Here is a 26,082-nt window from a genome sequence, read left to right as displayed (position 1 = left end):
GCGGGATTGCAAAGAGCCAAGTGCCTTCGAATTCTGCCGCAAGGCGGGCGTGGCCCCAAGACCCGGGCAACGCTGGCGCCGTCCGGGACAACGCACAATACCAGTCTTGCGACCGCCACCCCAACCCATGACCCGTGCAGACAGCGATGCCGCTACCTAGCGTGCCCCTGCAGTCCCCTTTGAAGCGGCGACTTGCCAGGCGCGTCAGCAATGGGTGGCCGGAATGGCTTGTGCAGGGAGAAAAAATGCCTGAAAAACCTGCTGAATGTGCCCAGGAATCCCTGAACTATGCGGCACCACGCTGGTTGCCCGGAGGGCAGCTGCAGACGATCTGGCCGGCGCTGTATTCGCGGCGTGTGGCGGGGGCGCCGCTGCCTTACCGGCGCGAGCGCTGGACGACGCCCGACGCAGATTTCTTGGACGTAGACTACCTCGCAGACGGCGTGCCGCCGGGCATGCAGCGGCCGTTGCTGGTGGTTTTCCATGGCCTAGAGGGTTCTTCCCGCAGCCACTACGGCGAGGCTTTTGCCGATGTGGCCCGCGAACGCGGCTGGGCCTGCGCGCTGCCCCATTTTCGCGGCTGCAGCGGTGAAATCAACCGAGCGCCCCGGGCCTACCATTCGGGTGATTACGAAGAGATGGGCTGGATTCTGCAGCGCCTGCGTTCGGCCCACCGTGGGCCGCTGCTGGCGGTGGGTGTCTCGCTGGGCGGCAACGCACTGTTGCGGTGGGCAGCAGAGGCCGGAGCGCAGGCAGGGCGCTGTGCTGATGCCGTGGCAGCGGTGTGCTCGCCGCTGGATCTGGCGGCCGGGGGCAGGGCGATTGGTCGGGGGTTCAATCGGCAGGTGTACACACGCATGTTCATGCGTACGCTCATTCCCAAAGCCCTGCAAAAGCTGGCGCAGCATCCGGGTCTGTTTGACCGTGATACGCTGCTGCGGGCGCGTGATCTGTATGCGTTCGACAACGTGTTCACCGCGCCCTTGCATGGCTTCAGAAACACAGAGGACTACTGGTGTCGCGCCTCTGCCAAGCCCTTGCTCCACCGCATCCGCATCCCCGCGCTGGCGGTCAATGCCCGCAATGATCCCTTTGTGCCGGCAGCAAGTTTGCCGACCGCCAGCGAGGTGGGGCCGTATGTCCGTTTGTGGCAGCCGCTGCACGGCGGGCATGTGGGTTTTGCACAGGGCTGCCTGCCAGGGCATGTGCGTGCCATGCCGCAAGCGGTGGCGATGTGGCTGCACCAGCATGCCCATGGATCGCCGGACGCAGGCGTGGCGCTGAACGGAGCACAATCGGCCCATGGATGACATCGTCAAACAGGCCCTTGCCAAGTGGCCCAATGTTCCCGCTTGCTACGGCTGGCTAGGTCTTGATGCGCGCGGGCGGTGGTACCTGCGTGACGATGCCGTGCAGGCGGCTGGGCCTTTCCCCCAGAGTCGGGGCTCCTTGCTGCAGCACGAAAAACTCATCAACTTCATTGAGCGCAACTACGAGCAGGACGCCCAGGGGCAGTGGTTTTTTCAGAATGGTCCACAGCGGGTATACGTTGAGCTGGAATGCGCGCCCTGGGTGTGGCGGGTCGAACCAGACTTTTCGCTACGAACCCACACGGGCGCCAAAGCCGTTGCGTTGGACTGTTTGCAGGATGAGTTCGGTCGGATTTTTTTGCCCTCTACCATCGGAGTGGGCCTGGTTCACACCCTGGACATGGGGTTGGTGGCGGACGCCGTGGACCAGGGGATCTGGTCGCCGCAAGCGGCGCTCAATAGCGAACTGCCGGGCCGGTACGGTTTTGTGTTGAGTCCCAAGGCGCACAGTTCGCAGCGCTGACGCGTCCGTCTGGGTGGGGGTGCCGCCCATTGCGGACACAAAAAAGCCGACCCCACGGGTCGGCTCAGGTCCAGGAGCTGGGATTACTTGGCCGCAGCAGCCATGTAATCCACGGCAGCACGCAGGTCTGCATCCGATGCCTGGGTGCCGCCGCGTGCTGGCATACCGCCCTTGCCCTGCACGGCATTGGCATACACCGCATCCATGCCAGCAGCCAGGCGAGGAGTCCAGGCGGTTTTGTCTCCAAACTTGGGTGCGCCTGCGATGCCGGCACCATGGCACACCTGGCAAGCCTGCTTGTACAGATTCTCGCCATTGGCCGATGCCGTGGTGGTTGCGGCTGCCGCCGGTGCCGCGGCAGCGGCAGTGGCTGGAGCTGCGGGAGCCGCAGGAGCACCTGCGGCCGCTGGTACTGCAAAGGTGGCGCCAGCAGCATTCGCCATGTAGACCACCGCACGGGCTATCTCGGTGTCATTGAACTCGCCACCACCCTGTGGTGCCATGGCATTCTTGCCCTTGAGTGCGGACTGAACCAGTGCGTCCAGGCCCGTCTTGATGCGTGGGCCCCAGGCGGCAGCATCCCCGAGCTTGGGAGCGCCTGCTGCGCCCGTGGTGTGACAGGCGGCGCATTGGCCCTTGAAGACATCCTCACCACCGCGCAGTGGGCGGTTGGCGTCGCGGATTTCCACCAATCCCACCTTCTGGATGCGCTCGGCAATGGCTTTTTCGGGATTGGCCGAGCCCGCCGCCGTCTTGTTGTCTGAGGTGACATACAGGACGAGGCCAATGATGGCGAAGATAGGAATCACAAACGAGAAAATGACCGCTACCAGCAGCTGCTTGGGGTTCTTGATTGGGCCGGTATGCGCTTCTTCGTGATGGTTGTTGTCGCTCATGACGTCCTCAGTGTATCGGGGCTTGATGAAATCAACCTTTGATTATAGGTGCGATGATGTATTGCCAGTGCAGACTGCTACGCCTTCGATAGAGGTGCATAGACTCCGGGTGGTACAAGCGAGGTCGCCGGTCTGAGGCAGGTGGGCCGCAGGCGCAGCGGTGTGTCGGTGCCTCTGACCTCTGGTTGTTCCGATTGGATGCGCTCAGCGCATGATTTCGCAATGGATTTGTGGGTGTTCGAGTGCTTGCGCGTGCAATAATCGGAGGGTTTGTGCAGTGCATCTAGTGCGGCTGTAGCTCAGTGGATAGAGTATTGGCCTCCGAAGGCTATAGTCATCCGGGCTGTCAGCGGAATTTTGAGTATTGGTCTTTTAAGAGTTGCGGCTGTAGCTCAGTGGATAGAGTATCGGCCTCCGAAGCCGAGGGTCGTGGGTTCGATCCCCGCCAGCCGCACCAAAATCAAGGACTTACGTGAGTTTTCCATGGCCCACGATACAGTCAAATTTTGGTTCAAGTCTCAGAGTTGACCGCTCTCAGCAGCCAATAAGGCCTTGAGGCTCAGGGTCACAGTTTTCTGACGTCTGTGTTCATGGCCCGCCTGTGGCCCATGCGTGGCCCTGCCATAGCGCAGAGATGAAGCTTCAAGGGATTTTTGACCATTGGGCCCGTGGCCCATCGAAAGTTCTTCAGCTTGCCGTCATCTCTTGATGGATGCTCCGTTGACTGCTAAACCTTCCCACTTGGGGGATAAGCAATCAAATGACTGTTCAGCAGCGTTATGCACAGCACGCAGTTATGCACAGTTGGTCCGGCAGCGCGGCGTCGCCGCCCTCGCAAGAGGGCTGCGGTCGCGTCTTTGAACTTCACGTAATCACAAGGTCTTGAGGAACTTCAACAGATCGTCTTCTGCCCGGAACCGCTGTGGGACCACATTGGGATCCTGAAGCCTGGCCAGTGCCTTTTCCTTCATGGCGAGATCGGCCTCTATGTACTGATGCGTTGTCGCCGGACTCTCGTGTCCGAGCCACAGAGCGATCACGCTGATGTCCACGCCCGACTGCAGAAGGTGCATAGCGGTCGAGTGACGCAGGCAGTGTGGAGAGATCGTTCTCCCGGCCAGGCTCGGCGTCGTGAGCGCGGCTTTCTTGACGGCCAATGCCAGGCGCTGCGTCACGTTGGACCGCGTCATCGCCTGTCCGCCACGGTTGGGCAGCAGCGCCGACGTGGGAGTCAGGTCCGGGTTGAACTTCAGCCAGGCGCGGATCACCTTGACCGTCGATCGCCAGAGCGGCACCGACCGCTGCTTGCGTCCCTTGCCATGCAGATGCACGCAGGCGGCGGGTGCCAGCACGACGTCGCCCACTTTTACGCCGATTGCCTCCGACACGCGGGCACCGGTGTTGTACAGCAGGGCCAGCAGCAGCTTGTCTCGCTGGCCCATCCAATCCGCTCCTGGCGCGCCGATCACGGCCAGCATCTCCTCGCGTGTCAGGAACTCGAACATCGGCCGCTCGAAGCGCTTCATCGGCACGCCGAGCGCCTGCTCGACGACCTGAAGTGCCGTCACGTCTCGCCGGGCCGCGAACTTCAGGAACGAGCGCAGCGCGGCCAGTCGCGCATTGCGGCTGCGAACGGTGTTGTGCCGATCGCGTTCGAGATGATCGAGGAAGTCCAGGATCAGCGCGGGCGTCAGGTCGGCGAGCGACAGCGTCGTGGGCGTCTTGTGCAGTTGCGCCTGGGCGAAGTCCAGGAACAGCACGAACGCGTCCCGATAGGCCGCAACGGTCTGCGGGCTCAACGCGCGCTGCTGCGTCAGGTGCTCGGCGAAGAAGGACTGGACCAGCGTCGCGAAGCTCGGCGGAGCGGGCTTGCGGTGTTCAGAACTACTCATCGTCGTTCTCCGCGACGTCGGCGAAGCGTTCGAATCGAGCGCCGGCCAACGCCATCAACTCCGGCACGCCGCTCAGGTACCAGTACGTGCTGGAGATATTGATGTGGCCCATGTACGTGGACAGGGCCAGCATTCGTTGGTCAAGGTTCGCTCCCTGCTGGTGCCACAGGATCATCCGTCTCACGGCGAAGCTATGGCGCAGGTCATGCACCCGCGGTCGGCCATGGCCGCCGCGATCGATCCAACCCAATTGCTCGCGCAGCTGACAGAACACTCGATGCACCTGCCGATCTCCCAGCGGTTCACCCCGGTGCACGCCACGCGAGCCCACGAAGAATGTCATCTGCGGCTTCGCAGGCACGTACTGGCGGCGCAAGGCCCGGTAGGCTGCCATCGGACCGATCACGCTGGGGTGCAGCGGCACCATGCGGGACTTGCCAAACTTGGTCTGCTGTATGGTCAGGATGCCGCCGTCCAGATCTGCATCCGAGTCGGCCAGGTTGATCGCTTCAGAGACCCGAAGCCCGGCCGATGCGATCAGACCGAACAGCGTTGCATAGGTGGTGGCACGAAGGCCATCCGAGGGGCCGAGTCGGCGGGCAGCGACGATCAATGCCGCGATCTCGGCTTCGCTGTAGATGTGAGGCGCCACGCGGCGCGGGATCGGACCGAAGCTGGAATCGTCAGGAACTTCGACAGTCGGATCGAACTGCTGGAGCCAGCGCATGAAGGGGCGCAGCGTTGCCAGTCGGCGCGCTGCCGTGTCGACATTGGCCCGGCCGCCCACGAGATACCGAGGCTGTACCTGGTGCGCCCACTGGACCATCACGTCTACCGTCAACGCGATGTCGCGTCCCTCTCCGACCATGAAGCGAGTGAAGCTGCGCACAGCGAGATCAGAGGAGCACGGCTTGAACCCGAGGCGCAGGCGTTCAGCCAGGTATTGCTCCACCTTGGCGGTGAGGTCGATGTTCGCCGATGCTGCGGCGCTCATGATGCACTCCCAGGCCAAGGCAGAGCGACCTCGGCAAGCAGTTGCAAGTCGAGCTTGGCGTAGATCAACGAGGTGTCCAGCGATCGATGCCGAAGCACATCGGCGACCTCCTTGATCGAACTGCCGCTGTTGACCAGGCGACAGGCCAGCGTGTGACGCAACGAATGGCAACCGCGTGAGATGCCGGCACCTCGCAGGGCACGCCCGATTGCCTGGCTCACTGCATCGACGCCGATGGGCTTGTCGTGTGGCGCCAACCGACGGACGAACAGCGATGGCAGCGTGGTTGCGGGCCGCTCGTGTCTCATGTACTCCGCCAGAGCCTGCCCGGTGAGCACCGGCAGCGGTAGGACATCCTGGCGCTGGGACTTTGTTCGCTTCAAGGTCACCGTTCCGGCACGCCAATCGAAGTCGCCGATCTCCAGCTTGGCGATCTCGCCCACGCGCAGTCCGAGATCCAAGGCCAGGCGCACCATGGCCAGCAGGCGCAGCGGAGCCCGCTTGGCCTCGGCGCAATGCGCTTCGAGGCGCTGGACCTCCTCGGTCGTCAGCGCGCGCGGCAACGATGCTTGGCTCCATCGCACCGGCGACGAGATAGCGCCGAGCAGGCTGTTCACTGCGTCACCGCAGGTCCCGCGGTATCGGAAGTAGGCCCGCAGCGCAGCAGTGACCGCGCTGGAATGCGACCCGCTGCTGACCCGCGTGAGCTCGGTTGCGATGAAGCCGCGAACGTCTTCCGGCTGCAACTCGCCGATGGCGATGGCCTTGCCCGCGAACTTGCATTGCAGCAGACGACCTACGAGTACCAGCCGATCCTCGCGCGTGCCTATCGCCAGGCCGCGGGCGTCGCGCATGTGGACGTTGTAACGGTTCAGTTCTTCTGCAATGGGACCGCTGGGGCCTGGCAGTTCCACGATGACATGCTGTTCCCGCAACAAGGCGAGCAGGTGTCCGAGACTGGCGCTCAAGCCGCTGCGTGTACGCAGAGCCGCGGGATGGCAGTCGCAGCGCGGCAGATGCGAATCCAGAAACTGCTCGACGAGGGCTTCGTCGATCTGTTCGGCAGATACCTGGCACTTCGCCATCCAGTGGGCAAAGTGCGACCAGGCACGAAGGGCAGTCTCCGAGCTGCCTTCGGCGTACCGGCCGCGCTCCAGCAATGCCTGGAACGCCCCGACGTATGAAGACAGCGGGCCATCGAGCAGCCATGCCCTGGCCATCGGGTGCATCGAAAGAATCAAGTCCATGGTGATCTCCAGTTGTGAGATCACCATTCATGCGCCGACTGCGAACTTATGTCCAGTTCAACGGCACCGCCTCCTTGCGATCTACCAGGGCGATCACAGCCTCTGGCGCGTTCAGACTGGCCAACTGTCCATAACTGCGTGCTGTGCATAACGCTGCTTATGGAGAGCTCTCCATAAGCAGCGGTTGCAGTAGTTCGCCGGGAACCACACAACGACTGCTCTCGTCGACGAAGCGGTCACCCAAACGGTCTCGATCTTTTTTTGTCCAACGACTGCGTGTATATCGCGGGAAATCAGTGGCAAACAAAGCACTCCCTTCTTGTGAAGGGGAGGCAGATGTCGTGAACCTTAGTTCCACGCGAAAGGGGTGGCCGCTGGGCGCCCAGTAGAAATCGGCCACTCATACCCTGCTCAAATTTCCGTCTGCTCCGCGATTTCGAGAGCATCATCGAGTTCGATGCCGAGGTATCTCACGGTCGATTCGAGCTTCGAGTGTCCCAGCAGCAACTGCACGGCTCGCAGGTTTTTGGTACGACGATAGTATGCGCGCGGTGAACCCATGTTGACCTCTGCTGGCGGTCAAGGCTGAGGCTCAGATGTCGGCGGGTTGCCAGCGGTGCGGCAAGAGCTCTTCGATGCGGCTGGCCTTGTGCGCGGGCAGCCGGGTGAGCACATCCTTGAGGTAGGCATATGGGTCGTGCCCGTTCATGCGTGCCGACTGGATCAGGCTCATCACGGCCGCTGCTCGCTGACCCGCGCGCAGGCTACCGGCAAACAACCAGTTCGAGCGCCCAAGGGCAATGGGCCGGATCTGGTTCTCGATCCAATTGTTGTCAGCCGGCAATTGCGGGTCATCGACAAAGCGCGTGAGCGCCGCCCAGCGCTTGAGGCTGTAGTCCAGTGCCTTGGCTGTGGCCGAGTTGCCCGCCACCTGCTGGCGCTGCAGCACCATCCATTCGTGCAAGGCGTCCAGTATCGGCCGGCTGTGCTGCTGACGCACCTGCAGCCGTTTCGGTGCCGGTAGAGCATGGACTTCCCGTTCTATCTCATAGACTCGGGCGAACTGCGTCAGGGCAAATTCGGCGATCTGGCTCTTGTTGGCCGCGTGCAGGTCGAAGAACTTGCGCCGGGCGTGTGCCAGGCAACCGGCTTCGGTCACGCCTTGGCTGAAGCTGGCCTTGTACCCGGCGTAGTCGTCGCAGATCAGACTGCCGCGCCAGTCCCCCAGGAAGGCTCGGGCGTGTTCGCCCGCGCGTGACTCGCAGAAGTCATAGACCACGGCGCGCGTGGCTTCAAACGCTCCCGGGGCATAGGCCCACAGGTAGGCCCGGTGTGTCTTGCCGTTGCCCGGTTTGAGCATGGCCACCGGGGTCTCGTCGCCGTGCAGCACCCGGTGCTGGAGCACTTCGGCCTTGAGGGCATCGACCAGTGGTTGCAGCCGCGCTCCGCAGGTGCCCACCCATTGCGCCAGGGTGGATCTTGGAATGGCCAGACCGGCACGACCGAAGATGTTCTCCTGCCGATACAAAGGCTGATGGTCGGCGTACTTGGCCACCAGCACCTGGGCCAGCAGGCCAGCTGTCGGGATGCCTTTGTCGATGACGTGGGCGGCCACCGGCGCCTGCGTGAGGGTCTGGCACTTCGCGCAGGCCCACTTGCCCCGGATGTGACGTTCCACGGTGAAGACACCCGGCACGTAGTCCAGCTTCTCGGCCATGTCCTCGCCGATGCGTTTGAGCTGACAGCCGCACTGGCATGTCGTGGACGTGGGTTCGTGGTGTATCTCGCGCCGTGGCAGATTGGCCGGCAGCGGTGTGCGTTTGGGTTGCTGCTTCTGGGCAGCAGGTTGTGCCGGACGCAATTGCTCGATCTCGTGCGCGACGGCGGCCAGGTCACTGTCGAGTTCCTCTTCCAGCAGGTTGCGCTGATCGGCGCTGTGACGCTCAGATTGGGCGGCGAACTTCAGCCGCTTGAGCAGCGCGCACTCATAGGCGAGCTTCTCGTTGAGGGCACGCTGGTGGCGCAATTCGGTGAGCAGGCGCTGGGTCACTTCGCGCAGTTGCTCTGCGTCCAGTTCGCCCAGGGCTTGCTCGTCGATCACCATGACCCGCAGTGTGCCAATCACCAACAGCCAAGGCCATTGGCACATCTCCCAATTGCCATGAATTCATCGTCGAACCGAAGATTCAGATCACGGTGATGGCGCCGCGCGAGCCCACGCGTTGCCAGGGTAAGCCCAGTACCAGGGCGTCCAGTTGAGCTTGTTCCAGTGCCACGTTCGGACTGCCCGGCGGCGCCCAGACGAACTTGCCCTGGTGCAACCGGCGCGCAACCAGCCACAGTCCCACGCCGTCGTGCACCAGAACCTTCAGGCGATTGGCTCTCTGGTTGGCGAAGACGTAGGCGTGGTGCGGATGGGCCGCGCCGAAGGTGGCGATCACCCGCGCCAGGGCGGTGTCGGTTCCCGCTCGCATGTCCAGGGGGGCGGTGGCCAGCCAGGCCGCATCGATGCGGATCACCGCAGCAACTCGCGCAGCATCTGGGCGCACTGGGCCGCGGCAGACAAGGGCCAGTGCACAGTCACGGACATGCCGGGACGTTGGCATTCGATACGGATGTCGGCCGCTGGCGTTGAGGAGGCAACGCTGGGCTGCTCACTGGCGGCCGTTGACGCTGCGTGGCTCAGCTCGATAGGAATGAAGGCCGGGGTCTGAGGTGTTGCGACTGTCGTAGTGATGCCACCTTCAAGGCGGTGTAGTCCCTGCGCCCACTCCTTGCGCCAGCGGTGCAGCAAGTTGGCATTCATGCCATGTTGCAGGGCCACCGCCGCGATCGATGCGCCGGGCTTCTGGCACATGGCCACCAGTTCGGCCTTGAATTGCGGGGTGTAGGTGCGGTGCGTACGGCGCTGCGCATATCGCTGGGTCTGAGGGTCTTTGAGCATCGTGTCCACGTTCATGTTGCGTGCACATGATCTTGCTCAGACCGATCAGGTCATTCAAGATGGGTTTGCCAGCCGCTTACCGACGATAGATCAGTGTCGCCTTTGTTCTCCGCATCGAATGTGTCCCGTAGTCGGCGCGATCCAGCCCGAGTTCGTCCACCCAGTGCCCAAGAATCCGCGCGTACTGCCGAGTCCCCAGGTGCGGAGACTCGTGCAACCTGCTTGGAAACAGGAAATCATCCGATTTCAACGCTGCCAGCTGGATCCATGCCTGCAGCGCGTCTCGGGTTGCTGCGGTGATTTCGAACTGCACCGGTCGCTGCGTTTTGTGTTGCATGACGATGGCTCGCGCGGCCAGTTGGTCCCCGTGACACACATCACGAACCTTGAGGGCCACGAGGTCGCAACCACGTAGTTTGCTGTCGATGCCCAGATTGAAGAGCGCAAGTTCTCGGACGCGCCCTTGCATCTGTAGGCGCACCCGTAACGCCCATATCTCCTTCAGCTTGAAGGGTGCCTTTTGCCCCACTATCTTTCCCTTGTTCCAAGGCTCGTGGTGAACGGAACTGCTCGGAGTTTCCATGATGGTCTCCCATCGAGTTGAGGGGCCGACAGCTTGCGCCTGATACCTTCCTTCGTCTTGTTCTGGGTCAAGTCGTCATCTGAAACTATGTGACCGGGTGGGTGCGAGCGAGATCGAGACAGACCTGCAGAAGGGGACTCCCCACCCACTAAGCAAGCACTTCAGCTTCAGGAGTGCAGCATTGGAGTGCGGAGTGTCAGCCAATACGAGCCTCTCGCCTGTGCTCCATGCTCCGATGCACGAGCTCTAGGATTGCAACGTTGCCGCTCAAACGCTCCGAGCAATTTTTGGGGGTATAGAATAAAAGCTGTTGGTGCTCGCGATGCTGTTCAGGCATCGCAGTTCAACGGGAAGCAGGAGGGCGAGTCCCACACGGACGAACCTAACCTGCGCTGCCCCCGCAACGGTAAGCAGACGGGTGGTCCAAGGCATTGCCAAGGCCCCCATTTCTCAAAATTTCGCCACTGGGTCACACCGGGAAGGCTTTGAGAAACGTTCTGTCAGCCCGGATACCGGCCAACAAGGAGGCTGCGCCCCAAGCGCAGCCGCATTACCCAAACACCGTCGGGGAAGGCGGTGAGGGGTCTTCGCCGGTGTTCTCATGTCGTCCCTTCGCATTGCTTTGCGAGTCTGTGCCAGCGCCTGCGCGTGCGCTCGCCGGGGGCTGTCCGTTCGCCGACGGAACCTGTCCTCACCTCTCCCTTGGGTCTTTGCCGACTTTTTAACCGCGTTGTGTCCAACGCATCCAACCCAAGGAGTCACTTCATGCACATCGAACCAGGTCTGGTGGACGGGGCCAAGCTCGCCCTGAGCTACACCACGGCGGCCGCCTGCATCGGCTACACGGCCAAGCTGTCCGCGGACGCGATCAGAAAGGACGGCGCAGCGGCCCTGCTGTTACGGGCCGCGCTGGCCACGGCGCTGGTGTTCTGCTTTTTCGAGGTGCTGCCGCACCACCCGGTGGGCGTGTCCGAGGTGCACCTGATCCTGGGCACCACGCTGATGCTGCTGTTCGGCGCGGCACCCGCGGCCATCGGGCTGGCGGGTGGGTTGCTGATCCAGGGCCTGTTCTTTGCACCCTTCGACCTGCCGCAGTACGGTATGAACGTGACCACGCTGCTGGTGCCGCTGTTCGCCACCGCGGCGCTGGCTCGCCGCGTGATTCCCGACCAGATGGCCTATGTGGATCTGCGCTACGGCCAGGCCCTGAAGCTGTCGCTGGCCTACCAGGGCGGCATCGTGCTGTGGGTGGGTTTCTGGGCGCTCTACGGGCGTGGCCTGGGCGCCGAGAACCTGGTGAGCATCGGCAGCTTCGGCGCCGCCTACATGAGCGTGGTGCTGGCCGAGCCGCTGATCGATCTGGCCGTGCTCGCACTGGCCAAGACGCTGCGTGGCCTGCAGGGCAGCGCGGTGGTGGATCGCCGTCTGCACCAGGCCGCCTGACCGGGGGCACACCATGGGCCTCGGAACGGTCTGGTTTGTGGGGGCGGGTCCGGGCGACCCGGACCTGGTCACGGTCAAGGGGCGCGACCTGATCGCGCGCGCCGGGGCCATCCTGTTCGCCGGTTCGCTGGTGAACGAGGCGGCCACCCGCTGGGCACCGCCGGGTTGCCTGATCGCGGACAGCAAGGACATGACGCTGGAGCAGATGTCGGCCTGGCTGATCGCAAACGCGGCGCGCTGCGACACCGTGGTGCGCCTGCAAACCGGCGACCCGGCCCTCTACGGCACGCTCATCGAACTGGTGCAGCCGCTGGACGCCGCGGGCGTGCCGGTGGCGGTGGTGCCGGGCGTGTCTTCGGCCATGGCCTCGGCGGCGGCGGCGGTCGAGAGTTTCACCTTGCCCGAGGTCACGCAGACCACCATCTTCACGCGGGTGGAAGGCCGCACGCCCATGCCCGACGGCGAGGACCTCGCCGCGCTGGCGGCGCACCGCACGACCTTGTGCATCTTTCTGTCCATCACGCTGCTGCACAAGGTGGAAGCCGGCCTGCGCGCCGCCGGCTGGTCCGACGACGCGCCGGTGCTCGTGGTGCACAAGGCCAGCTGGCCCGGCGAAGAGCGCATCGTGCGCGGCACGCTGGCCACCATCAAACAACAGTGCCGCGACGCTGGCATCGTCAGCCAGGCCATGGTGATCGCCAGCCCCACGCTGGGCGCGCGCCACTGGCCCGAGCTGACCCGGTCCCGGCTCTACGACCCGGGCTTCACACACCGCTTCAGGAAAGCCACGACATGAATCACACCACGATCCTGCTGGTGGGCCACGGCTCGCGCGAGGACACCGGCAACCAGGAAATCCGCGTCTTCGTCGACCAGTGGCGCGCGCGCCAGCCGGCCTGGCGCATCGAGGTCTGCTTCATCGAATTTGCCGCGCCCTCGCTGCACGATGGCCTGCTGGCCGCGGCGCGGTCGTCGCGCCGCGTGCTGGTGCTGCCACTGATCCTGAATGCCGCCGGTCACGCCAAGATGGAGATTCCCGAGGCCATCGAGCACGCCCGCGAGCACGCACCCGGCGTCGAGTTCCTCTACGGCCCGCACCTGAGCGCCTGCGACCCCATCCTCGCCATCCTCAAGCGCCGCCTGCGCCAGGCCATGGCCACGCTGGACATGCCCGACCCCACCACCACCGGCGTGGTGCTGCTGGGCCGGGGCTCGTCCGACCGTGGCGCCAACGGCGACATGGCCAAGATGGCGCGCTGGCTGCAGGAAGAAAGCGACCACGAGCTGGTGGACCTGGCCTTCACCGGCATCACCTTTCCGCGGCTGGAGCGCGTGGTGCAGCGGCAGGTGCTGATCGGCCTGCGCCAAGTGGTGGTGCTGCCCTACTACCTCTACACCGGCACGCTGATGCAGCGCATCCACCGCCAGGTGGACCACCTGCGGGCGCAGTACCCGCAGATCCGCTTTGCCTGCGGCACGCACTTCGGGTTCGAGAAAGAAATCTTCGAACTGGTGGAGCAGCGCGTGCACGACCTGCTGGCCGGTGTGCCCGACAGCAAGCTGCCCTGCGACGGCTGCAGCTACCGCGAGCTCGCACACGACATGGGCCATGGGCACTCCCACGAGCACACGCACGCCCCGGTGCACGTGCACAGCCATGCGCACGAGGGTGCTGCCGCATGAGCACGGTCAACACCGTCACCGAGCAGCTCACCGCCGCCGGCCAGGCCATCGAGCACGACAGCTTCGCCATCATCGACGCCGAGGCCGGGCGGCACGCCTACTCGGCCGAGCAGTGGCCGATCGTGCGCCGCATGATCCACGCCAACGCCGACTTCGAGTTCAACGGCCTGACCGACTTCCACCCCGGCGCGGTGCGTGCGGGCGTGGCCGCGATGCTGCGCGGAGGCACCCCCGTGGTGGCCGATGTGGAGATGATCTGTTCGGGCCTGTCGCGGCCGCGCCTGGCGCACTTCGGCATGTCCACGCACCAGTTCATCAGCGACGCCGACGTGATTGCGCAGGCGCAGGCGCAGAACACCACCCGCGCCGTGCAGGCCATGCGCAAGGCACACCGCCTGGGCCTGCTGCAGGGCGCCGTCGTCGGCATCGGCAACGCGCCCACCGCGCTGATCGAACTCGTGCGGCTGATCATGGAGGACGGCGTGCGCCCGGCCCTGGTGGTGGGCATGCCGGTGGGTTTCGTGTCGGCCGCAGAGTCGAAAGACCTGATGGCGCAGATCGCCGACGTGCCCTGGATCGTCATCCGCGGCCGCAAGGGCGGCTCCACCCTGGTGGTCGCCGCCCTGCACGCGCTGCTGGCGCTGGCCGAGGCACAGCAACGCGCCGAGGGCGCCTGAATGGAAAGCACCACCCCGCGCGGTACACGAACCGGCTTCACCACCGGCGCCTGCGCGGCCGCGGCCGCCCGGGCCGCGGCGCAGGGGCTGGAAACCGGGCAGGTGCCCGACGCCATGGAGAGCCTGCTGCCCAACGGCCAGCGGGTGCGTTTTGACGTGCACGACAGGCGCTGCGATGCGCACAGCGCCCACGCCATGGTGGTGAAGTTCGCGGGCGACGACCCGGACTGCACCGACGGCGCGCACCTCACGGTGGACCTGCGCCTGCTGCCCGGCAAGGCAGGTGAGATCGCGTTCGTGGCCGGCGACGGCGTGGGCACGGTGACGCTGCCTGGCCTCGGGCTGGCGGTGGGCGGTCCGGCCATCAATCCGGTGCCGCGCCAGAACATCGCCGACAACCTGCGCGAGGCCGCGCCGAGGCTACTCACACAGCACGGGCTGGAGGTCACCGTGAGCGTGCCCGGCGGCCAGGAGATGGCGAAGAAGACCACCAACGCGCGGCTGGGCATCCTGGGCGGCATCAGCATCCTGGGCACCACCGGCATCGTCAAACCCTATTCCACCGCCGCCTGGCGGGCCAGCGTGGTGCAGGGCATCCAGGTGGCGGCCACGCTGGACCACGGTGTGGTGGCGCTGACCACCGGCGGCCGCACCGAGACATTTGCTATGCAGACGCTGCGTGCGGAACGCCCTGGCCTGCCCGCCGCCTGCTTCGTGCAGATGGGCGACTTCCTGCGCTACGCGTTGGATGAGGTGGTGGCCCAGGGCCTGCCCGAGGTGGTGCTGGGCGTGATGGTGGGCAAGCTGACCAAGATCGCCCAGGGCGAGACCATCACCCACGCCAACCGCAACGTGGTGGACACCGACCTGGTCGCCGAGATCGCCCGGCAGATCGGCGCCACGGACGAAGACTGCGCCGCCATCGCCGCCGCCGAGACCGCGCGCTTCGGCGCCGAGCTGATGGTCGAACGCGGCCTGGGCCCGGCCTTTCACCAGGCGCTCGCACAGCGCGCCATCGACACACTCACCGCGCCCGAGCGCTACGGCCACGCGTTTGCGCTGCGCGTGCTGGTGTGCGACTTCAGCGGCAAGCTGGTGGCCGACGTGCGCTCGGCCCCCGTCGAGGCGCGCCCCCGCCCCGCCACCGCCGGCCGCACCGGCATCGGCCACACCCACCACTTCGACTTCGACACCGAATGAACGACCTGCCCTCCCACGATCCCAACCGCTGCCGCGTCATCGGCGTGCTCGACGACGGCGTGGCCAGCCTCGGCGCCACCGCGCTGGCCCACCTGCGCACGGCCGACGTGGTGATTGGCGGCGCGCGCACGCTGGCGCTGTTCCGCCACGCACTCAAGCCCGGCACCCTCACCCACGACCTGACAGGACAATTGAAGGCCGTGCCCGGCTGGGTGCGCGCCGCACGCGAGGCCCACCAGTCCTGCGTGGTGCTGGCCACCGGCGACCCGCTGTGCCACGGCATCGCACCCTACCTTGCCCAGCACCTGTGCCTGGACGCGCTGGAGATCCTGCCCAACCTCTCGACCCTGCAACTGGCCTGTGCCCGCGTGGGCCTGGCCTGGCAGGACGCACGCATCGTCTCCGTGCACGCCGCCGACGCAGGCGAGTGGCAGCGCGGTGCCCCACCCTCGCACGGCCTGTACGCGCTGGCCCAGGCCCTGCGCGCCGAGCAGCGCCTGCTGCTGCTGACCAGCCCGGCCAACTGCCCCGACCGCATCGCCCGCCTGCTGCTGGCCGAAGGTCTGGGCAGCGACTTCCACATGGCCGTGGCTGAAGACCTGCTGCAGCCCGACGAACAGGTGCATGCGCAGCTCAGTCCCACCGAGGCGGCCAGCATGCGCTTTGCCGAGCTGAACGTGGTGCTGCTGTGGCGCACCCGGCCGCGACCGCAACCGGTGCGCTTCGGCCTGGCCGACAGCGCCTTCGAGCAGCGCCAGCCCGAGAAAGGCCTGATCACCAAGCAGGAGGTGCGCGCCGTCAGCCTGGCGCGGCTGCAGCTGCACGCCGACAGCGTGGTCTGGGACATCGGCGCCGGCAGCGGTTCGGTGGGCCTGGAGGCCGCCCGCCTGTGCCCGCAGGGCCATGTGTTTGCCATCGAGAAGAACGAGGCCGACCACGCCATCGCCCGGCGCAACCATGCAGCTTTCGGCGTCAGCAACTACACGCTGCAGCACGGCAAGGCGCCCGAGGGCCTGGAGGACTGGCCCGACCCCGACGCAGTGTTCATCGGTGGCTCGGGCGGCGAGCTGGCCGGACTGATCGAGCAGGTGTTGCGGCGCCTGCGGCCCGGCGGCCGGCTGGTGATGAACTTCGTGACACTGGAGAACCTGGCCACCGCCACCCAGGCCCTGCAGCAGCTGAACGCCGACTGGGACGTGCTGCAGCTGCAGGCGGCGCGCAGCCGCCCCATCCTGCACATGCACCGCATGGCGGCCGAGAACCCGGTGTGGCTGGTGTGCGCCGGCGTGGGCCCCATGGGCCACGGCGAACACGGGCCGGTGGTGGCGGCCGAGGAGACGGCGCATGGCTGACGTCACGCCTTCAACCACCCCGCGCATGGGCACCCTGCACGGCATCTCGCTGGGCCCGGGCGACCCCGGCCTGATCACCCGCGCGGCCTGGGCCGCGCTGGAGTGCCGCGACGCCATCTGGGTCTACCCGGTGCGCAGTGGCAAGACGCCCAGCTATGCGCTGGACATCGTGATGCGCGCCGGGCTGCCGTTGCCCGAAACGCACACGCCGCTGCTGTTTCCCATGACCCACGACGGCGAGAAGCTGGCGCGCGCCTGGCTGAAGGCCGCGCAGACCGTGCTGCCCTGGCTGCAGGCCGGGCGCGAGGTGCTGTTCCTGGTCGAGGGCGATGCCTCCACCTACGCCACCTTCGGCCACCTCGCGCGCACCCTGCGCGGGCTGGACGAGCGGGTGCCGGTGCGCACCATCGCAGGAGTCAATTCGTTCACCGCGGCCTGTGCGGATGTGGGCGAACCGTTCGCCGAGCAGGACGACACAGTGGCCATCGTGCCGGCGGCCTACGGCGTGGGCGCGGTCGACCGGCTGCTGCCCGACTTCGACACCCTGGTGCTGATGAAGATCAAGCCGCTGATCGAGGACCTGCTGGACTGGCTGGAGGCGCGCGACCTGCTGGCCGGCGCGCATTTCGTGGAGCGTGTGGGCGCGCTGGACGAGCGCCGGCTGTCCGGCCCCGAACTGCTCACGCTGCGCGGCAGCAAGGTCAGCTACCTCTCGCTGCTGATCGTGAAGAACCCTCATCGCGTGCGCGGCGAGCGCATCAAGGGCTGCCTGAAAAAGAGCGGCCCACCGCCACTGGAGACCACCCCATGAACCCGGACATCACCGCCCCTCCCCGCGTCTGCCTGGTCGCCATCACGAAACACGGCTCTGCCCAGGCGGCCACGCTGGCGCGGCAGCTGCCTCAGGCGTCGCTCTGTGTCGCGGCCAAGTTTGCAGAAGCCACAAGGGGCCTGTCCAACCCGGTGCAGGCGTACGAAGGCGCGTTCAAGGACCAGATCGGGTCGCTCTTCCAGGCCTTCGACCAGATCGTGTTCTTCGTCTCACTGGGTGCGGTGGTGCGGCTGATCGCACCCCACCTGAAGAGCAAGGACGAGGACCCCGGCGTGCTGGTGGTGGATGACGCCGGCCAGTTCGTCATTCCCGTGCTCTCGGGCCACGTGGGCGGCGCCAACGCCATGGCCGAGACCGTGGCCGCGCTGCTGGGCGCCACGGCGGTGCTCACCACCGCGTCGGACGTGGGCAAGACCATCCCGGTCGACATCCTGGGCCGTGAGCTGGGCTGGCTGGTTGAGGCGCCCAAACTCAACATCACCCGCGTCTCGGCCGCGGTGGTCAACGAGGAACCGGTGGCCGTGGTGCAGGAGGCCGGCAGCCCGCACTGGTGGACCCGCCCCACCCCGCTGCCGCCGAACATCCACCGCCACACGCGCCTGGAGGATGTGGATCTGGCCCGCTACCGCGCGGTGCTGTGGATCACCCACCGCCCGGTGGACGACACGCTCTGGCAGACGCTGCACGAGCGGCTGGTGGTGTACCGCCCGCCGCTGCCGGCCGGCAACGACGCCACCACCGAGGCCGCGGCATGAAGGTGGCCCTGGGCATCGGCTGCGACCGCGGCACGCCCCTGGCTACGCTGGCGCGAGCGGTCGACGAAGCCCTGGCCGTGGCCGGCCTTCAGCGCGGACAGGTGACCGGCGTGGGCAGCATCACGCTCAAGGCCGACGAACCCGCGCTGCTGGCGCTGGCCGCGCAGGCCGGCTGGCCGCTGCACTTCTACCCCGCCACCCAGCTGGCCGAGGTGGTGGTGCCCCACCCGTCCGAAACCGTGCGCCGCCACACCGGCACCCCTTCGGTCTCCGAAGCCGCGGCGCTGCTGGCCGCGGGCACCACCGAGGCCTCCGCCCTGTGCGTCGAGAAGCACCGGCTGCGCGGCGGCGACGGGCGCAACGCCACGGTGTCGGTGGCGCGGGTGATGCCGCGCACAGCCATCCCGCCCTGTGTCGCCAACCCCGATCCGGCGCGCCGTTTCACAGCCAGCGAACGCGAAGCCGTGCAGGCGCTGATGCAGGTGCGGCGCGACATGCGCCACTTCACTGCCGGTGCGCAGGTCGCCGAAGACGTGCGGGCCCGCCTGCAATCGGCGCTGCTCGCCGCGCCGTCCGTGGGCCTGATGCAGCCGCTGCGGGTGTTGCGCATCACCGACCCTGTATTGCGCGACCGGCTGGCCGCTGCCGTGGACCAGGAGCGCATGCGCACCGCGCAGGCCCTGGGCCCCCGTGCGGCTGAGTTCCTGGCACTGAGGGTGGAAGGGGTGCGCGAGTGCGCCGAACTGTGGGCGCTGGTGCTGGCGCCAGACGACGGCACGCTGTTCGGTCGCCGCACGCTGGCGAGCGAAATGGCGTGGTGCTCGGCGGGCGCCGCCGTGCAAAACCTCTGGCTGGCCGCGCGCGCCGAACACCTGGGTCTCGGATGGGTGTCGCTGTTCGAACCCGGCGACCTGCACACGCTGCTGGCGCTGCCCGCGGGCGCCGTGCCGCTGGGCCTGTTGTGCATCGGTCCGGTGGATCGCTTCTACGAAACACCCCTGCTCATCCAGCAACAGTGGCGCCAGGCGCGTCCGGTGCCGGCCCTGTTCACCGAGAACAACTGGGCCCCGTCCTGGAACACCGACACCAGCGCCACCACCGAACAACCGCTGCACAGCTGACCGCGGCCTTGCCATTGAACCCCCGCCCGTCCCAAGGAACGACATGACCACAGACACCCCCGTCACTGCCCCGCGCAACGCGGGCACCACCGGCCGCATCAGCCTGGTGGGCATCGGCCCCGGCCATACCGACCACATGACCGCCCGCGCGCGCGCCGCCATCGCCGAGGCCGACGTGGTGGTTGGCTACGTCACCTACATCAAGCTGGTGGCCGACCTGCTGGACGGCAAGGAAGTCGTGCGCAAGGGCATGACCGAAGAGCTGGACCGCGCCGTGCACGCGCTGGCCGCGGCCCGCGCCGGCAAGAAGGTGGCGCTGATCTCGTCGGGCGACGCCGGCGTCTACGGCATGGCCGGCCCGACCTACGAGGTGCTGTTCCAGGCCGGCTGGACGCCGGAGGACCATGTGGCGGTGGAGATCGTGCCCGGCGCGTCGGCCATCAACGCCTGCGCGGCCCTGGTCGGCGCGCCGCTGACGCACGACTTCTGCTCCATCTCGCTGTCCGACCTGCTGACGCCCTGGCCGGTGATCGCCCGGCGCCTGGACGCCGCCGCCGCGGCCGACTTCGTGGTGGCGCTTTACAACCCAAAGAGCGGGCGCCGCACGCGCCAGATCGTCGAGGCGCAGCGCCTGTTCCTGCGCCACCGCCGGGCGGACACGCCGGTGGCGATCGTCAAGAGCGCTTACCGGCGCCGCCAGCACATCGTGCACACCACCCTGGACCAGATGGCCGAACAGGAGATCGGCATGCTCAGCACCGTGCTGATCGGCAACAGCAGCACCTTCCTGCGCGAGGGGCTGATGGTCACCCCGCGCGGTTACGCCAACAAATACGACGTGGGCCAGGGCTTCGAGACCCGCGAAGGCGAGAAGGCCGGCCGCTCGCTCTCCAGTGGCCTGCTGGGCTGGATCGAGGGGCTGCGGGCCGAGCACGCAGCCGGCGCGGGACTGGTCGAACTCGCCAGCCGACACCGCCTGCCCGCCGACTACATCGCACAGGTGCTGGCGGCGCCCGATGCACACGCACCGGCCGAGGCCGGCACAGAGGAGACCGAGGCATGAGCAGCACAGAAAAACCCCGCATCGGCGACTACCGCCGGCACCTGCTGGTCTGCACCGGCACGCGCTGCACGCAGGACGGCGCGGCGCAGGTGCTGTTCGACAGCCTGGGCGAGAAGTTCAAGGCCGCCGGGCTGAACGAAGGCGCGCTTCGCGTCAAGCGCAGCCGCGTGAGCTGTTTTGCTGCCTGCAAGGGCGGCCCCATCCTGTGCGTGCAGCCCGACGGCACCTGGTACCACGGCGTGACCCCCGACAACATGGACCGCATCATCGGGCAGCACCTGGTGGGCGGACAGGTAGTCGCCGATCTGGTGTTCCACCAGGGACCGGGGGTCATCGATGGTGAGTGAGACGCCGGCTGCGGGCTCGGTCTGCATCGTTGGCGCCGGGCCGGGACCGGCCGACCTGATGACGCTGCGCGCGCTGAACCGGCTGAAACAGGCCCAAGTGGTGGTGCACGATCGGCTGATCGCCGAGGATGTGCTGGCGCTGATCCCGGCCGCCGCCCGGCGTGTGTACGTGGGCAAGGCGCTGGGACACCACGCGGTCCCGCAGGAAGAGATTCATGACCTGCTGGTGGGGCATGCGCGCCAGGGCCTGCGCGTCGTTCGCCTCAAAGGTGGTGACCCCTATGTGTTCGGACGTGGTGGCGAGGAAGTGCTGGCGCTGCAGGCGGCCGGCATTGCATTCGAGGTGGTGCCCGGTGTGACAGCCGCCAGCGGCTGCTCCGCCGCGGCTGGCATTCCGCTGACTCACCGCCACCTTGCAGCCAGCTGCGTGTTTCTGCCCGGCCATCTGGCGGACGACCAGGCCAGTCACGACTGGCAAGCCCTGGCGGGTGCGGGGCAGACCCGGGTGTTCTACATGGGCGTTCAGCGTCTGGCGCAGATTGCCCAGGCCTTGATCGCCCACGGGCTGCCGCCCGACACACCCGCGGCCATCGTCCAGGACGGTGCCCGACCCACACAGTCCGTTCTGGCCCACCCATTGCGCCGCTTGGTCGAGATCGCTCCCCCCTACGGTCCTCGACCGGGCTTGCTGATCATTGGCGAAACGGTGCGACTGAGCCCGTCATTTGAAGAATGATGCGAGTGTCTGAGTCGACGGCAAGGGCGCTGACTCTCCTTGGAGCTGATCGCTGCTGCCTGGCGCAGCAGACAATTTGGGGATTCGGACACATTTCCGGCAGCCAACGCTAGTGTTGCACTGCTTCTCGAAGTTAGCGGTGTCCCGTGCGTCCCCTACTCAGTGCTTGTCCTGCAGGAGGACCCGGCGTTCGATCCGCAATCGGTTCAGCGTCAGCTGTGTGTGTATCAGCGATCATTGAGTCGTACACCGAAGGTGACGGCAGTCAGCCTGAAGCGGAAGTTCGCCCGTAAGACATGAAGCTTGCTCTTGGCCATCACCTGCCAGCCCCATAGAAATCAACTCCACTGAGCCTAGTAGCGTTTCACGAGCGCAAGACATGGCTACTGAGCATTGAATCTGTTGCCCCCCCGCTCCCTCAACACCTCATACAACTGCGCCGGCCCCAGCAAGATGGCCTTGAGCCCGGAGCGCACCCGCTCGCTGTCCAGCGCCTGTTTGCTCATGGTGGTGTAGGCATCAAAGGCGTCGATGATGGCGTCGGTCAGTGCGCTGTCCAGGTCGGGTGAGTTGTCGAACTGGCCCTTGCTGTTGTTGCTGGCCTGTTGCACCAGGATGTCGGACTCCAGCAGTTTGCCTTTGACGTGGTTCACATACACCAGCCGGTCGTCGTCGCTGAGTTCGCCGTCGAACAGGTCGTTCACCTTGGCAACGATCTCTGATAGCAGCACTTTCATCTTGTCCTGCACCGCGCCCGCGCCGGTGTCGGTCAGGGGCTGCAGCTTGTAGTCGCCGTCGGTGTCGTGCAGCGCCAGGCTGCGCTGGCCTTGCTCCTTCAGCCGGTGGTGGGTCAGCACCACCTTCGACAGGTCCACCCCTTCGCGCTCCCGGCCGAAGTCCAGCAGGGGCAGCAGGCGCTTGAAGAAGATGGCGCGCTTTTCGATGGCGGTGTTGCCGTAGTCGAATACTTGGCCCAGGAAGGCGTACACGCGCACGAAGGTGCCCAGGTCGCGCTTGAACAGGACAAGGGCCGCGAGCTCATCCTTTGCCTGCTGCGCTGCCGGGCCATCTGCAATGGCGCTGCCCTCTGCATCCTGTTGTTTTTGCCGCGCCGCCTTGTAGCGTTTGAGCAGCCGGTCGGCCACGGGCTCGATGGCGGCCACCAGCATGGCCTGCGTGGCCTTGGGGTTCAACTCGGCCAGCACCACGCGCTCGACCTCGAACTCGTCGTAGTGGCCCGAGGCATCGAGCTTGGCGCGCAGGTCATAAACCAGGTGCGGGTCGGTCACCCCGGCCAGTTCGGCGGTTTCGTAATAGGTTTTGAACGCAGCCAGAACGTCGTCCGGCTCGTTCACGAAGTCCATGATATAGGTGGTGTCCTTCACACCGAATGGCCCGCTGTAGGCCCGGTTCAGGCGGCTCAGTGTTTGCACCGCCTGAATGCCGCCCAGGCGCTTGTCCAAGTACATGCCGCACAGCAGGGGCTGGTCAAACCCGGTCTGGAACTTGTTGGCCACCAGCAATACTTGGTATTCGTCGGTGGCAAACGCCTCGCGCATGTCGCGGCCCTTGAGATTCGGGTTCAGCTGAATGCTGTTTTCCGTCACCGGGTCGGGCAGGCTCTGCGGGTCGTTCACCTCGCCCGAGAACGCTACCAGCGCTCCCAGTTGGTAGCCGTTGTCCTGGATGTAGCTCTGCATGGCCAGCTGCCAGCGCACGGCCTCCTGGCGGCTGCCCACCACCACCATGGCCTTGGCGTGGCCGCTCAGCAGGGGCTGCACGTTCTCGCGGAAGTGCTCCACCACCACCGCCACCTTCTGGCTGATGTTGTAGGGGTGCAGGCGCACCCAGCGCATCAGGCCCTTCATGGCCTCGCTGCGCTCGACCTGCTTCTCGTCCCACTCTTTGCCCTCGTTCGCCAGCTTGAAGGCCAGCTTGTAGGGCGTGTAGTTCTTCAGCACGTCGAGGATGAAGCCCTCTTCGATGGCCTGGCGCATGCTGTAGATGTGGAACGGTGCGGGCAGGTTGCCTGGCCCGGCGGGCTGCTCGGGGTTGGGGCGGCGGCCAAACAGCTCCAGTGTTTTGGATTTGGGCGTGGCGGTGAAGGCCACATACGTGATGCCGGTGTCGTTGGCCCGGGCTGCCATCTGCGCGGCCAGCAGGTCTTCGGTGCTGACCTCGCCACCATCTGCCAGGTCTTTGAGTTCTTCGGCGCTCAGCAACTGCTTGAGCTTGGCTGCAGCTTCGCCCGTCTGGCTGCTGTGCGCTTCGTCGGCAATCACGGCAAAGCGCTTGCCCTGGGTGGCGGCCAGCTCCTGCACGGCCTTGAGGGCGAACGGAAAGGTCTGGATGGTGCAAACCACAATCTTCTTGCTGCCGCCCAGCGCCTCGGCCAGCTCGCCGCTTTTGCTGCCGCCTTCGCCCTTGATGGTGGCCACCACGCCCTTGGTGCGCTCGAAGTCGAAGATGGCCTCTTGCAGCTGCGCATCGAGCACGTTGCGGTCGCTCACCACCAGCACGCTGTCAAACAGCTTGTGGTTGTCGGCATCGTGCAGGTCGGCCAGAAAGTGCGCCGTCCAGGCAATCGAATTGGTCTTGCCCGATCCCGCGCTGTGCTGGATCAGGTACTTGTGCCCGGCGCCCTCGGCCAGCACGGCCGCTTGCAGCTTGCGCGTGGCATCGAGCTGGTGGTAGCGCGGGAAGATGAAGCCCGTCACCTTCTTCTTGCTGTCGCGCTGGGTGACGAGGTAGCGGCCAATGATCTCCAGCCAGCTGTCGCGCTGCCACACCTGCTCCCACAGGTAGGCGGTGCGATGCCCTGCGGGGTTGGGCGGGTTGCCCGCGCCGCCGTGGTCGCCCTGGTTGAAGGGCAGAAAGCGCGTGGCGGGCCCAAGCAGGCGCGTGGCCATCATCACCGTGCGGTTGCTCACGGCAAAGTGGACCAGCGCACCCCGCGGAAAGTCCAGCAACGGCTCGGCAAACGGCCGGCCCTTGGGTTTGGGGATGCGGTCAAAGCGGTACTGGTCCACCGCCGCGTTCATGTCCTGCGTGAAGTCGGTTTTGATTTCCGCCGTGGCCACGGGGATGCCGTTCAAGAACAGCACCAGGTCGATGATGTCGTCATGCCCGGTGCGGCACTGCCGCACCACGCGCAGGCGGTTGGCGGCGTAGCGCGCCTGCAGGTCGGGGTTCATCGCCAGCGCGGGCTTGAACTGCGCCAGCTTCAGCGGGCTTTTAAGCCCCAGCAGGTCGATGCCCACGCGCAGCACTTCGAGCGTGCCCCGGTCGTCCAGCGCCTTGCGCAGGCGGTCCAGCAGCATGGCCGGGGCCGCTGCGCCGTGGTTCTTGACCAGCGCCTCCCAGGCTTGCGGCTGCGTGGCCTGCACCCAGGCCAGCAGGTCGGCGGGGTACAGGGCGCGGGGGGTGTCGTAGCCGCTGGCGTCGCCCTCGGTGCCTGGTTCACCATAGAGCCAGCCCTGCGCTGCCAGGTGGTTGCAGATGTCGGTCTCGAACGCGATTTCGTTGTGCAAGCTCATGGGCTGCAGGTTCCTTCCGATGCTGTTTGTCTCATGGGGACACCGTGACTGCACTCCATGCCTGGCCTTGGATTCAGCGGGGGTCAGGTGAGCTTCAATGCCTTGCGATGCCGCGCCATCCTTTTGCGGGCAGCGGGCAGCTCCCCTTCCAATGCCGGTGCGCTCGCAATCCGACGTTCAATGGTGTGCATGTCGAGGAGCCCACTTTTCAGGCCAGCGAGCAGCCAACGCAGGTCGCGTTCTTCGCCGCGCATGTACTTGGAAACTGCCACATCGTCAGGCTGCACAAAAAAAGCCTTCACGTCACCGAAATCCAGCGGAATCAACCTCTCCTGCCACCCCTCCGGGAACGAGGGCAGGCTGGGGGATACCGGGTCCAGGTAATAACCGAATTCATCCTCGAACACAGAGCCCTGGCCCAGTGCCTGGGCCAGTTCGTAGGTGCGCTGGGGGTCGTTCTTCAGATAGGTATCCACATCAATGGACATCACCATCGTGCGGGGTGGGTCGCTGACGGCGCCCAGGATGGAGAGCGAGCCAACGATCACGAAGTCTGTGTGGTGAACGATGGCTTTGGCCTGCGTCAGCAGTGCATGAAGCTGTTCGCGGTTCAACGCAATTCCCGCAGCAAGAACGAAAAGGGCGTGTTCTGCATCATTCCCAGCGAGCGGCGCTCCGACGCTTCCAGCACTTTCTGCTTGTAAACAGCACTGTCGCCCGAGCTCACCACACCAGACCAAAACCGGATGTAGTAATCGCTGCACAGGCGGCCCTGTTTCCACAGCCCGATGCGCTGGCGCGCATGTTGCAGGATCTCATCCTTGCGGTCTGACTGCAGCTGCTCGTAGACATAGCGGTGCAAGGACCGCAGCGCTTCGTCCTGCGCTTGCTTGCCTTGGCGTGCTTGCATGTTGGGCGCTTGCATGAAAAACCTTGGGTGAGGGACCG

24 protein-coding genes, 1 tRNA gene, 2 pseudogenes and 1 riboswitch are annotated in these 26,082 nt (G+C 65.9%); of the genes and pseudogenes, 15 read left to right on the top strand and 12 right to left on the bottom strand.

The features are described from left to right. Positions 1-245 precede the first annotated feature (245 nt). Entirely contained in the window at positions 246-1,310 is a 1,065-nt protein-coding gene (locus tag BLW02_RS13550; protein ID WP_208859736.1) for a YheT family hydrolase, read from the top strand. Beyond that, positions 1,303-1,833, top strand: coding sequence for a DUF2946 family protein (locus tag BLW02_RS13545; protein WP_092699379.1), 531 nt, complete (start codon positions 1,303-1,305; stop codon positions 1,831-1,833). Before BLW02_RS13550 ends, BLW02_RS13545 begins: the two co-directional genes overlap by 8 nt. Positions 1,834-1,916: 83 nt before the next feature. Here BLW02_RS13545 and BLW02_RS13540 read toward each other — a convergent pair whose 3' ends face one another. Further along, positions 1,917-2,729 (bottom strand): c-type cytochrome, encoded by an 813-nt coding sequence (locus tag BLW02_RS13540; protein WP_092699377.1) that lies wholly within the window; start codon positions 2,727-2,729, stop codon positions 1,917-1,919. 381 nt (positions 2,730-3,110) lie between these two features. Here BLW02_RS13540 and BLW02_RS13535 point away from each other — a divergent pair. Continuing rightward, positions 3,111-3,186: transfer RNA gene (locus BLW02_RS13535), tRNA-Arg, on the top strand. 415 nt (positions 3,187-3,601) lie between these two features. Here BLW02_RS13535 and BLW02_RS13530 read toward each other — a convergent pair. The 8 genes and pseudogenes from BLW02_RS13530 to BLW02_RS13495 all read right to left on the bottom strand — a co-directional run. Further along, complete coding sequence (locus BLW02_RS13530) at positions 3,602-4,621, bottom strand: tyrosine-type recombinase/integrase (protein ID WP_008903159.1); 1,020 nt, start codon at positions 4,619-4,621, stop codon at positions 3,602-3,604. Beyond that, complete coding sequence (locus BLW02_RS13525) at positions 4,614-5,615, bottom strand: tyrosine-type recombinase/integrase (RefSeq protein WP_092699375.1); 1,002 nt, start codon at positions 5,613-5,615, stop codon at positions 4,614-4,616. The genes BLW02_RS13530 and BLW02_RS13525 overlap by 8 nt, the downstream gene beginning before the upstream one ends. Continuing rightward, positions 5,612-6,862 (bottom strand): site-specific integrase, encoded by a 1,251-nt coding sequence (locus BLW02_RS13520; protein WP_235516236.1) that lies wholly within the window; start codon positions 6,860-6,862, stop codon positions 5,612-5,614. Before BLW02_RS13520 ends, BLW02_RS13525 begins: the two co-directional genes overlap by 4 nt. Before the next feature lie 411 nt (positions 6,863-7,273). Further along, a pseudogene (locus tag BLW02_RS13515) lies at positions 7,274-7,402 on the bottom strand (integrase); the annotation flags it as partial. A 52-nt stretch (positions 7,403-7,454) separates the two neighbouring features. Then, the gene (gene tnpC / locus BLW02_RS13510) at positions 7,455-8,966 is read right to left on the bottom strand and encodes an IS66 family transposase (RefSeq protein WP_092699421.1); all 1,512 of its coding nucleotides are present in this window, start codon (positions 8,964-8,966) and stop codon (positions 7,455-7,457) included. 82 nt (positions 8,967-9,048) lie between these two features. Beyond that, positions 9,049-9,381 carry an IS66 family insertion sequence element accessory protein TnpB gene (tnpB, locus tag BLW02_RS13505; protein ID WP_159433789.1) on the bottom strand — a complete coding sequence of 111 codons (333 nt, stop codon included), beginning with the start codon at positions 9,379-9,381 and terminating at the stop codon, positions 9,049-9,051. Beyond that, the gene (gene tnpA, locus BLW02_RS13500) at positions 9,378-9,806 is read right to left on the bottom strand and encodes an IS66-like element accessory protein TnpA (protein ID WP_092699419.1); all 429 of its coding nucleotides are present in this window, start codon (positions 9,804-9,806) and stop codon (positions 9,378-9,380) included. Before tnpA ends, tnpB begins: the two co-directional genes overlap by 4 nt. Before the next feature lie 79 nt (positions 9,807-9,885). After that, positions 9,886-10,389 (bottom strand): annotated as a pseudogene (locus tag BLW02_RS13495) (tyrosine-type recombinase/integrase); the annotation flags it as partial. A 294-nt stretch (positions 10,390-10,683) separates the two neighbouring features. Then, positions 10,684-10,924, top strand: a riboswitch (cobalamin riboswitch). Between the two features lie 230 nt (positions 10,925-11,154). Here BLW02_RS13495 and BLW02_RS13490 point away from each other — a divergent pair. Genes BLW02_RS13490 through cobA form a run of 12 tightly spaced genes read left to right on the top strand, consistent with a single transcriptional unit; the run spans position 11,155 to position 21,598 of the window. Beyond that, positions 11,155-11,832 (top strand): energy-coupling factor ABC transporter permease, encoded by a 678-nt coding sequence (locus BLW02_RS13490; protein WP_008906455.1) that lies wholly within the window; start codon positions 11,155-11,157, stop codon positions 11,830-11,832. A gap of 13 nt (positions 11,833-11,845) precedes the next feature. Continuing rightward, complete coding sequence (cobM, locus tag BLW02_RS13485; RefSeq protein WP_008906454.1) at positions 11,846-12,628, top strand: precorrin-4 C(11)-methyltransferase; 783 nt, start codon at positions 11,846-11,848, stop codon at positions 12,626-12,628. Continuing rightward, positions 12,625-13,515: a sirohydrochlorin chelatase gene (locus BLW02_RS13480; protein ID WP_008906453.1), complete on the top strand. Its 891-nt coding sequence runs from the start codon at positions 12,625-12,627 to the stop codon at positions 13,513-13,515. The genes cobM and BLW02_RS13480 overlap by 4 nt, the downstream gene beginning before the upstream one ends. Continuing rightward, the gene (locus BLW02_RS13475) at positions 13,512-14,192 is read left to right on the top strand and encodes a precorrin-8X methylmutase (RefSeq protein WP_024814083.1); all 681 of its coding nucleotides are present in this window, start codon (positions 13,512-13,514) and stop codon (positions 14,190-14,192) included. The genes BLW02_RS13480 and BLW02_RS13475 overlap by 4 nt, the downstream gene beginning before the upstream one ends. After that, positions 14,193-15,392 carry a cobalt-precorrin-5B (C(1))-methyltransferase gene (locus tag BLW02_RS13470; RefSeq protein WP_008906451.1) on the top strand — a complete coding sequence of 400 codons (1,200 nt, stop codon included), beginning with the start codon at positions 14,193-14,195 and terminating at the stop codon, positions 15,390-15,392. Further along, the gene (locus BLW02_RS13465; protein ID WP_008906450.1) at positions 15,389-16,744 is read left to right on the top strand and encodes a bifunctional cobalt-precorrin-7 (C(5))-methyltransferase/cobalt-precorrin-6B (C(15))-methyltransferase; all 1,356 of its coding nucleotides are present in this window, start codon (positions 15,389-15,391) and stop codon (positions 16,742-16,744) included. The genes BLW02_RS13470 and BLW02_RS13465 overlap by 4 nt, the downstream gene beginning before the upstream one ends. Continuing rightward, on the top strand, positions 16,737-17,555 hold the full coding sequence (cobI, locus tag BLW02_RS13460) for a precorrin-2 C(20)-methyltransferase (RefSeq protein ID WP_008906449.1): 819 nt from the start codon (positions 16,737-16,739) through the stop codon (positions 17,553-17,555). The genes BLW02_RS13465 and cobI overlap by 8 nt, the downstream gene beginning before the upstream one ends. Next, complete coding sequence (locus BLW02_RS13455; RefSeq protein WP_204246749.1) at positions 17,552-18,331, top strand: cobalamin biosynthesis central domain-containing protein; 780 nt, start codon at positions 17,552-17,554, stop codon at positions 18,329-18,331. Before cobI ends, BLW02_RS13455 begins: the two co-directional genes overlap by 4 nt. Beyond that, on the top strand, positions 18,328-19,452 hold the full coding sequence (gene bluB / locus BLW02_RS13450) for a 5,6-dimethylbenzimidazole synthase (protein WP_024814081.1): 1,125 nt from the start codon (positions 18,328-18,330) through the stop codon (positions 19,450-19,452). The genes BLW02_RS13455 and bluB overlap by 4 nt, the downstream gene beginning before the upstream one ends. A 43-nt stretch (positions 19,453-19,495) precedes the next feature. Continuing rightward, positions 19,496-20,515, top strand: coding sequence for a precorrin-3B C(17)-methyltransferase (gene cobJ, locus BLW02_RS13445; RefSeq protein WP_086914286.1), 1,020 nt, complete (start codon positions 19,496-19,498; stop codon positions 20,513-20,515). Then, positions 20,512-20,862 carry a (2Fe-2S) ferredoxin domain-containing protein gene (locus tag BLW02_RS13440; RefSeq protein WP_008906445.1) on the top strand — a complete coding sequence of 117 codons (351 nt, stop codon included), beginning with the start codon at positions 20,512-20,514 and terminating at the stop codon, positions 20,860-20,862. The genes cobJ and BLW02_RS13440 overlap by 4 nt, the downstream gene beginning before the upstream one ends. Continuing rightward, positions 20,852-21,598, top strand: coding sequence for a uroporphyrinogen-III C-methyltransferase (gene cobA / locus BLW02_RS13435; RefSeq protein ID WP_008906444.1), 747 nt, complete (start codon positions 20,852-20,854; stop codon positions 21,596-21,598). The genes BLW02_RS13440 and cobA overlap by 11 nt, the downstream gene beginning before the upstream one ends. A gap of 383 nt (positions 21,599-21,981) precedes the next feature. Here cobA and BLW02_RS13430 read toward each other — a convergent pair whose 3' ends face one another. The 3 genes from BLW02_RS13430 to BLW02_RS13420 form a co-directional block, all read right to left on the bottom strand. After that, positions 21,982-25,134, bottom strand: coding sequence for a type I restriction endonuclease subunit R (locus BLW02_RS13430; protein WP_092699369.1), 3,153 nt, complete (start codon positions 25,132-25,134; stop codon positions 21,982-21,984). A gap of 83 nt (positions 25,135-25,217) precedes the next feature. Then, positions 25,218-25,748 carry a DUF6036 family nucleotidyltransferase gene (locus BLW02_RS13425; protein WP_086926346.1) on the bottom strand — a complete coding sequence of 177 codons (531 nt, stop codon included), beginning with the start codon at positions 25,746-25,748 and terminating at the stop codon, positions 25,218-25,220. Further along, the gene (locus BLW02_RS13420) at positions 25,745-26,044 is read right to left on the bottom strand and encodes a hypothetical protein (protein ID WP_139285382.1); all 300 of its coding nucleotides are present in this window, start codon (positions 26,042-26,044) and stop codon (positions 25,745-25,747) included. The genes BLW02_RS13425 and BLW02_RS13420 overlap by 4 nt, the downstream gene beginning before the upstream one ends. Positions 26,045-26,082 lie beyond the last annotated feature (38 nt).

The sequence above is a fragment of the Acidovorax soli genome (assembly GCF_900107605.1).
GTDB lineage: Bacteria > Pseudomonadota > Gammaproteobacteria > Burkholderiales > Burkholderiaceae_C > Acidovorax > Acidovorax soli.
This window is presented reverse-complemented; position numbering and strand designations above follow the sequence as displayed.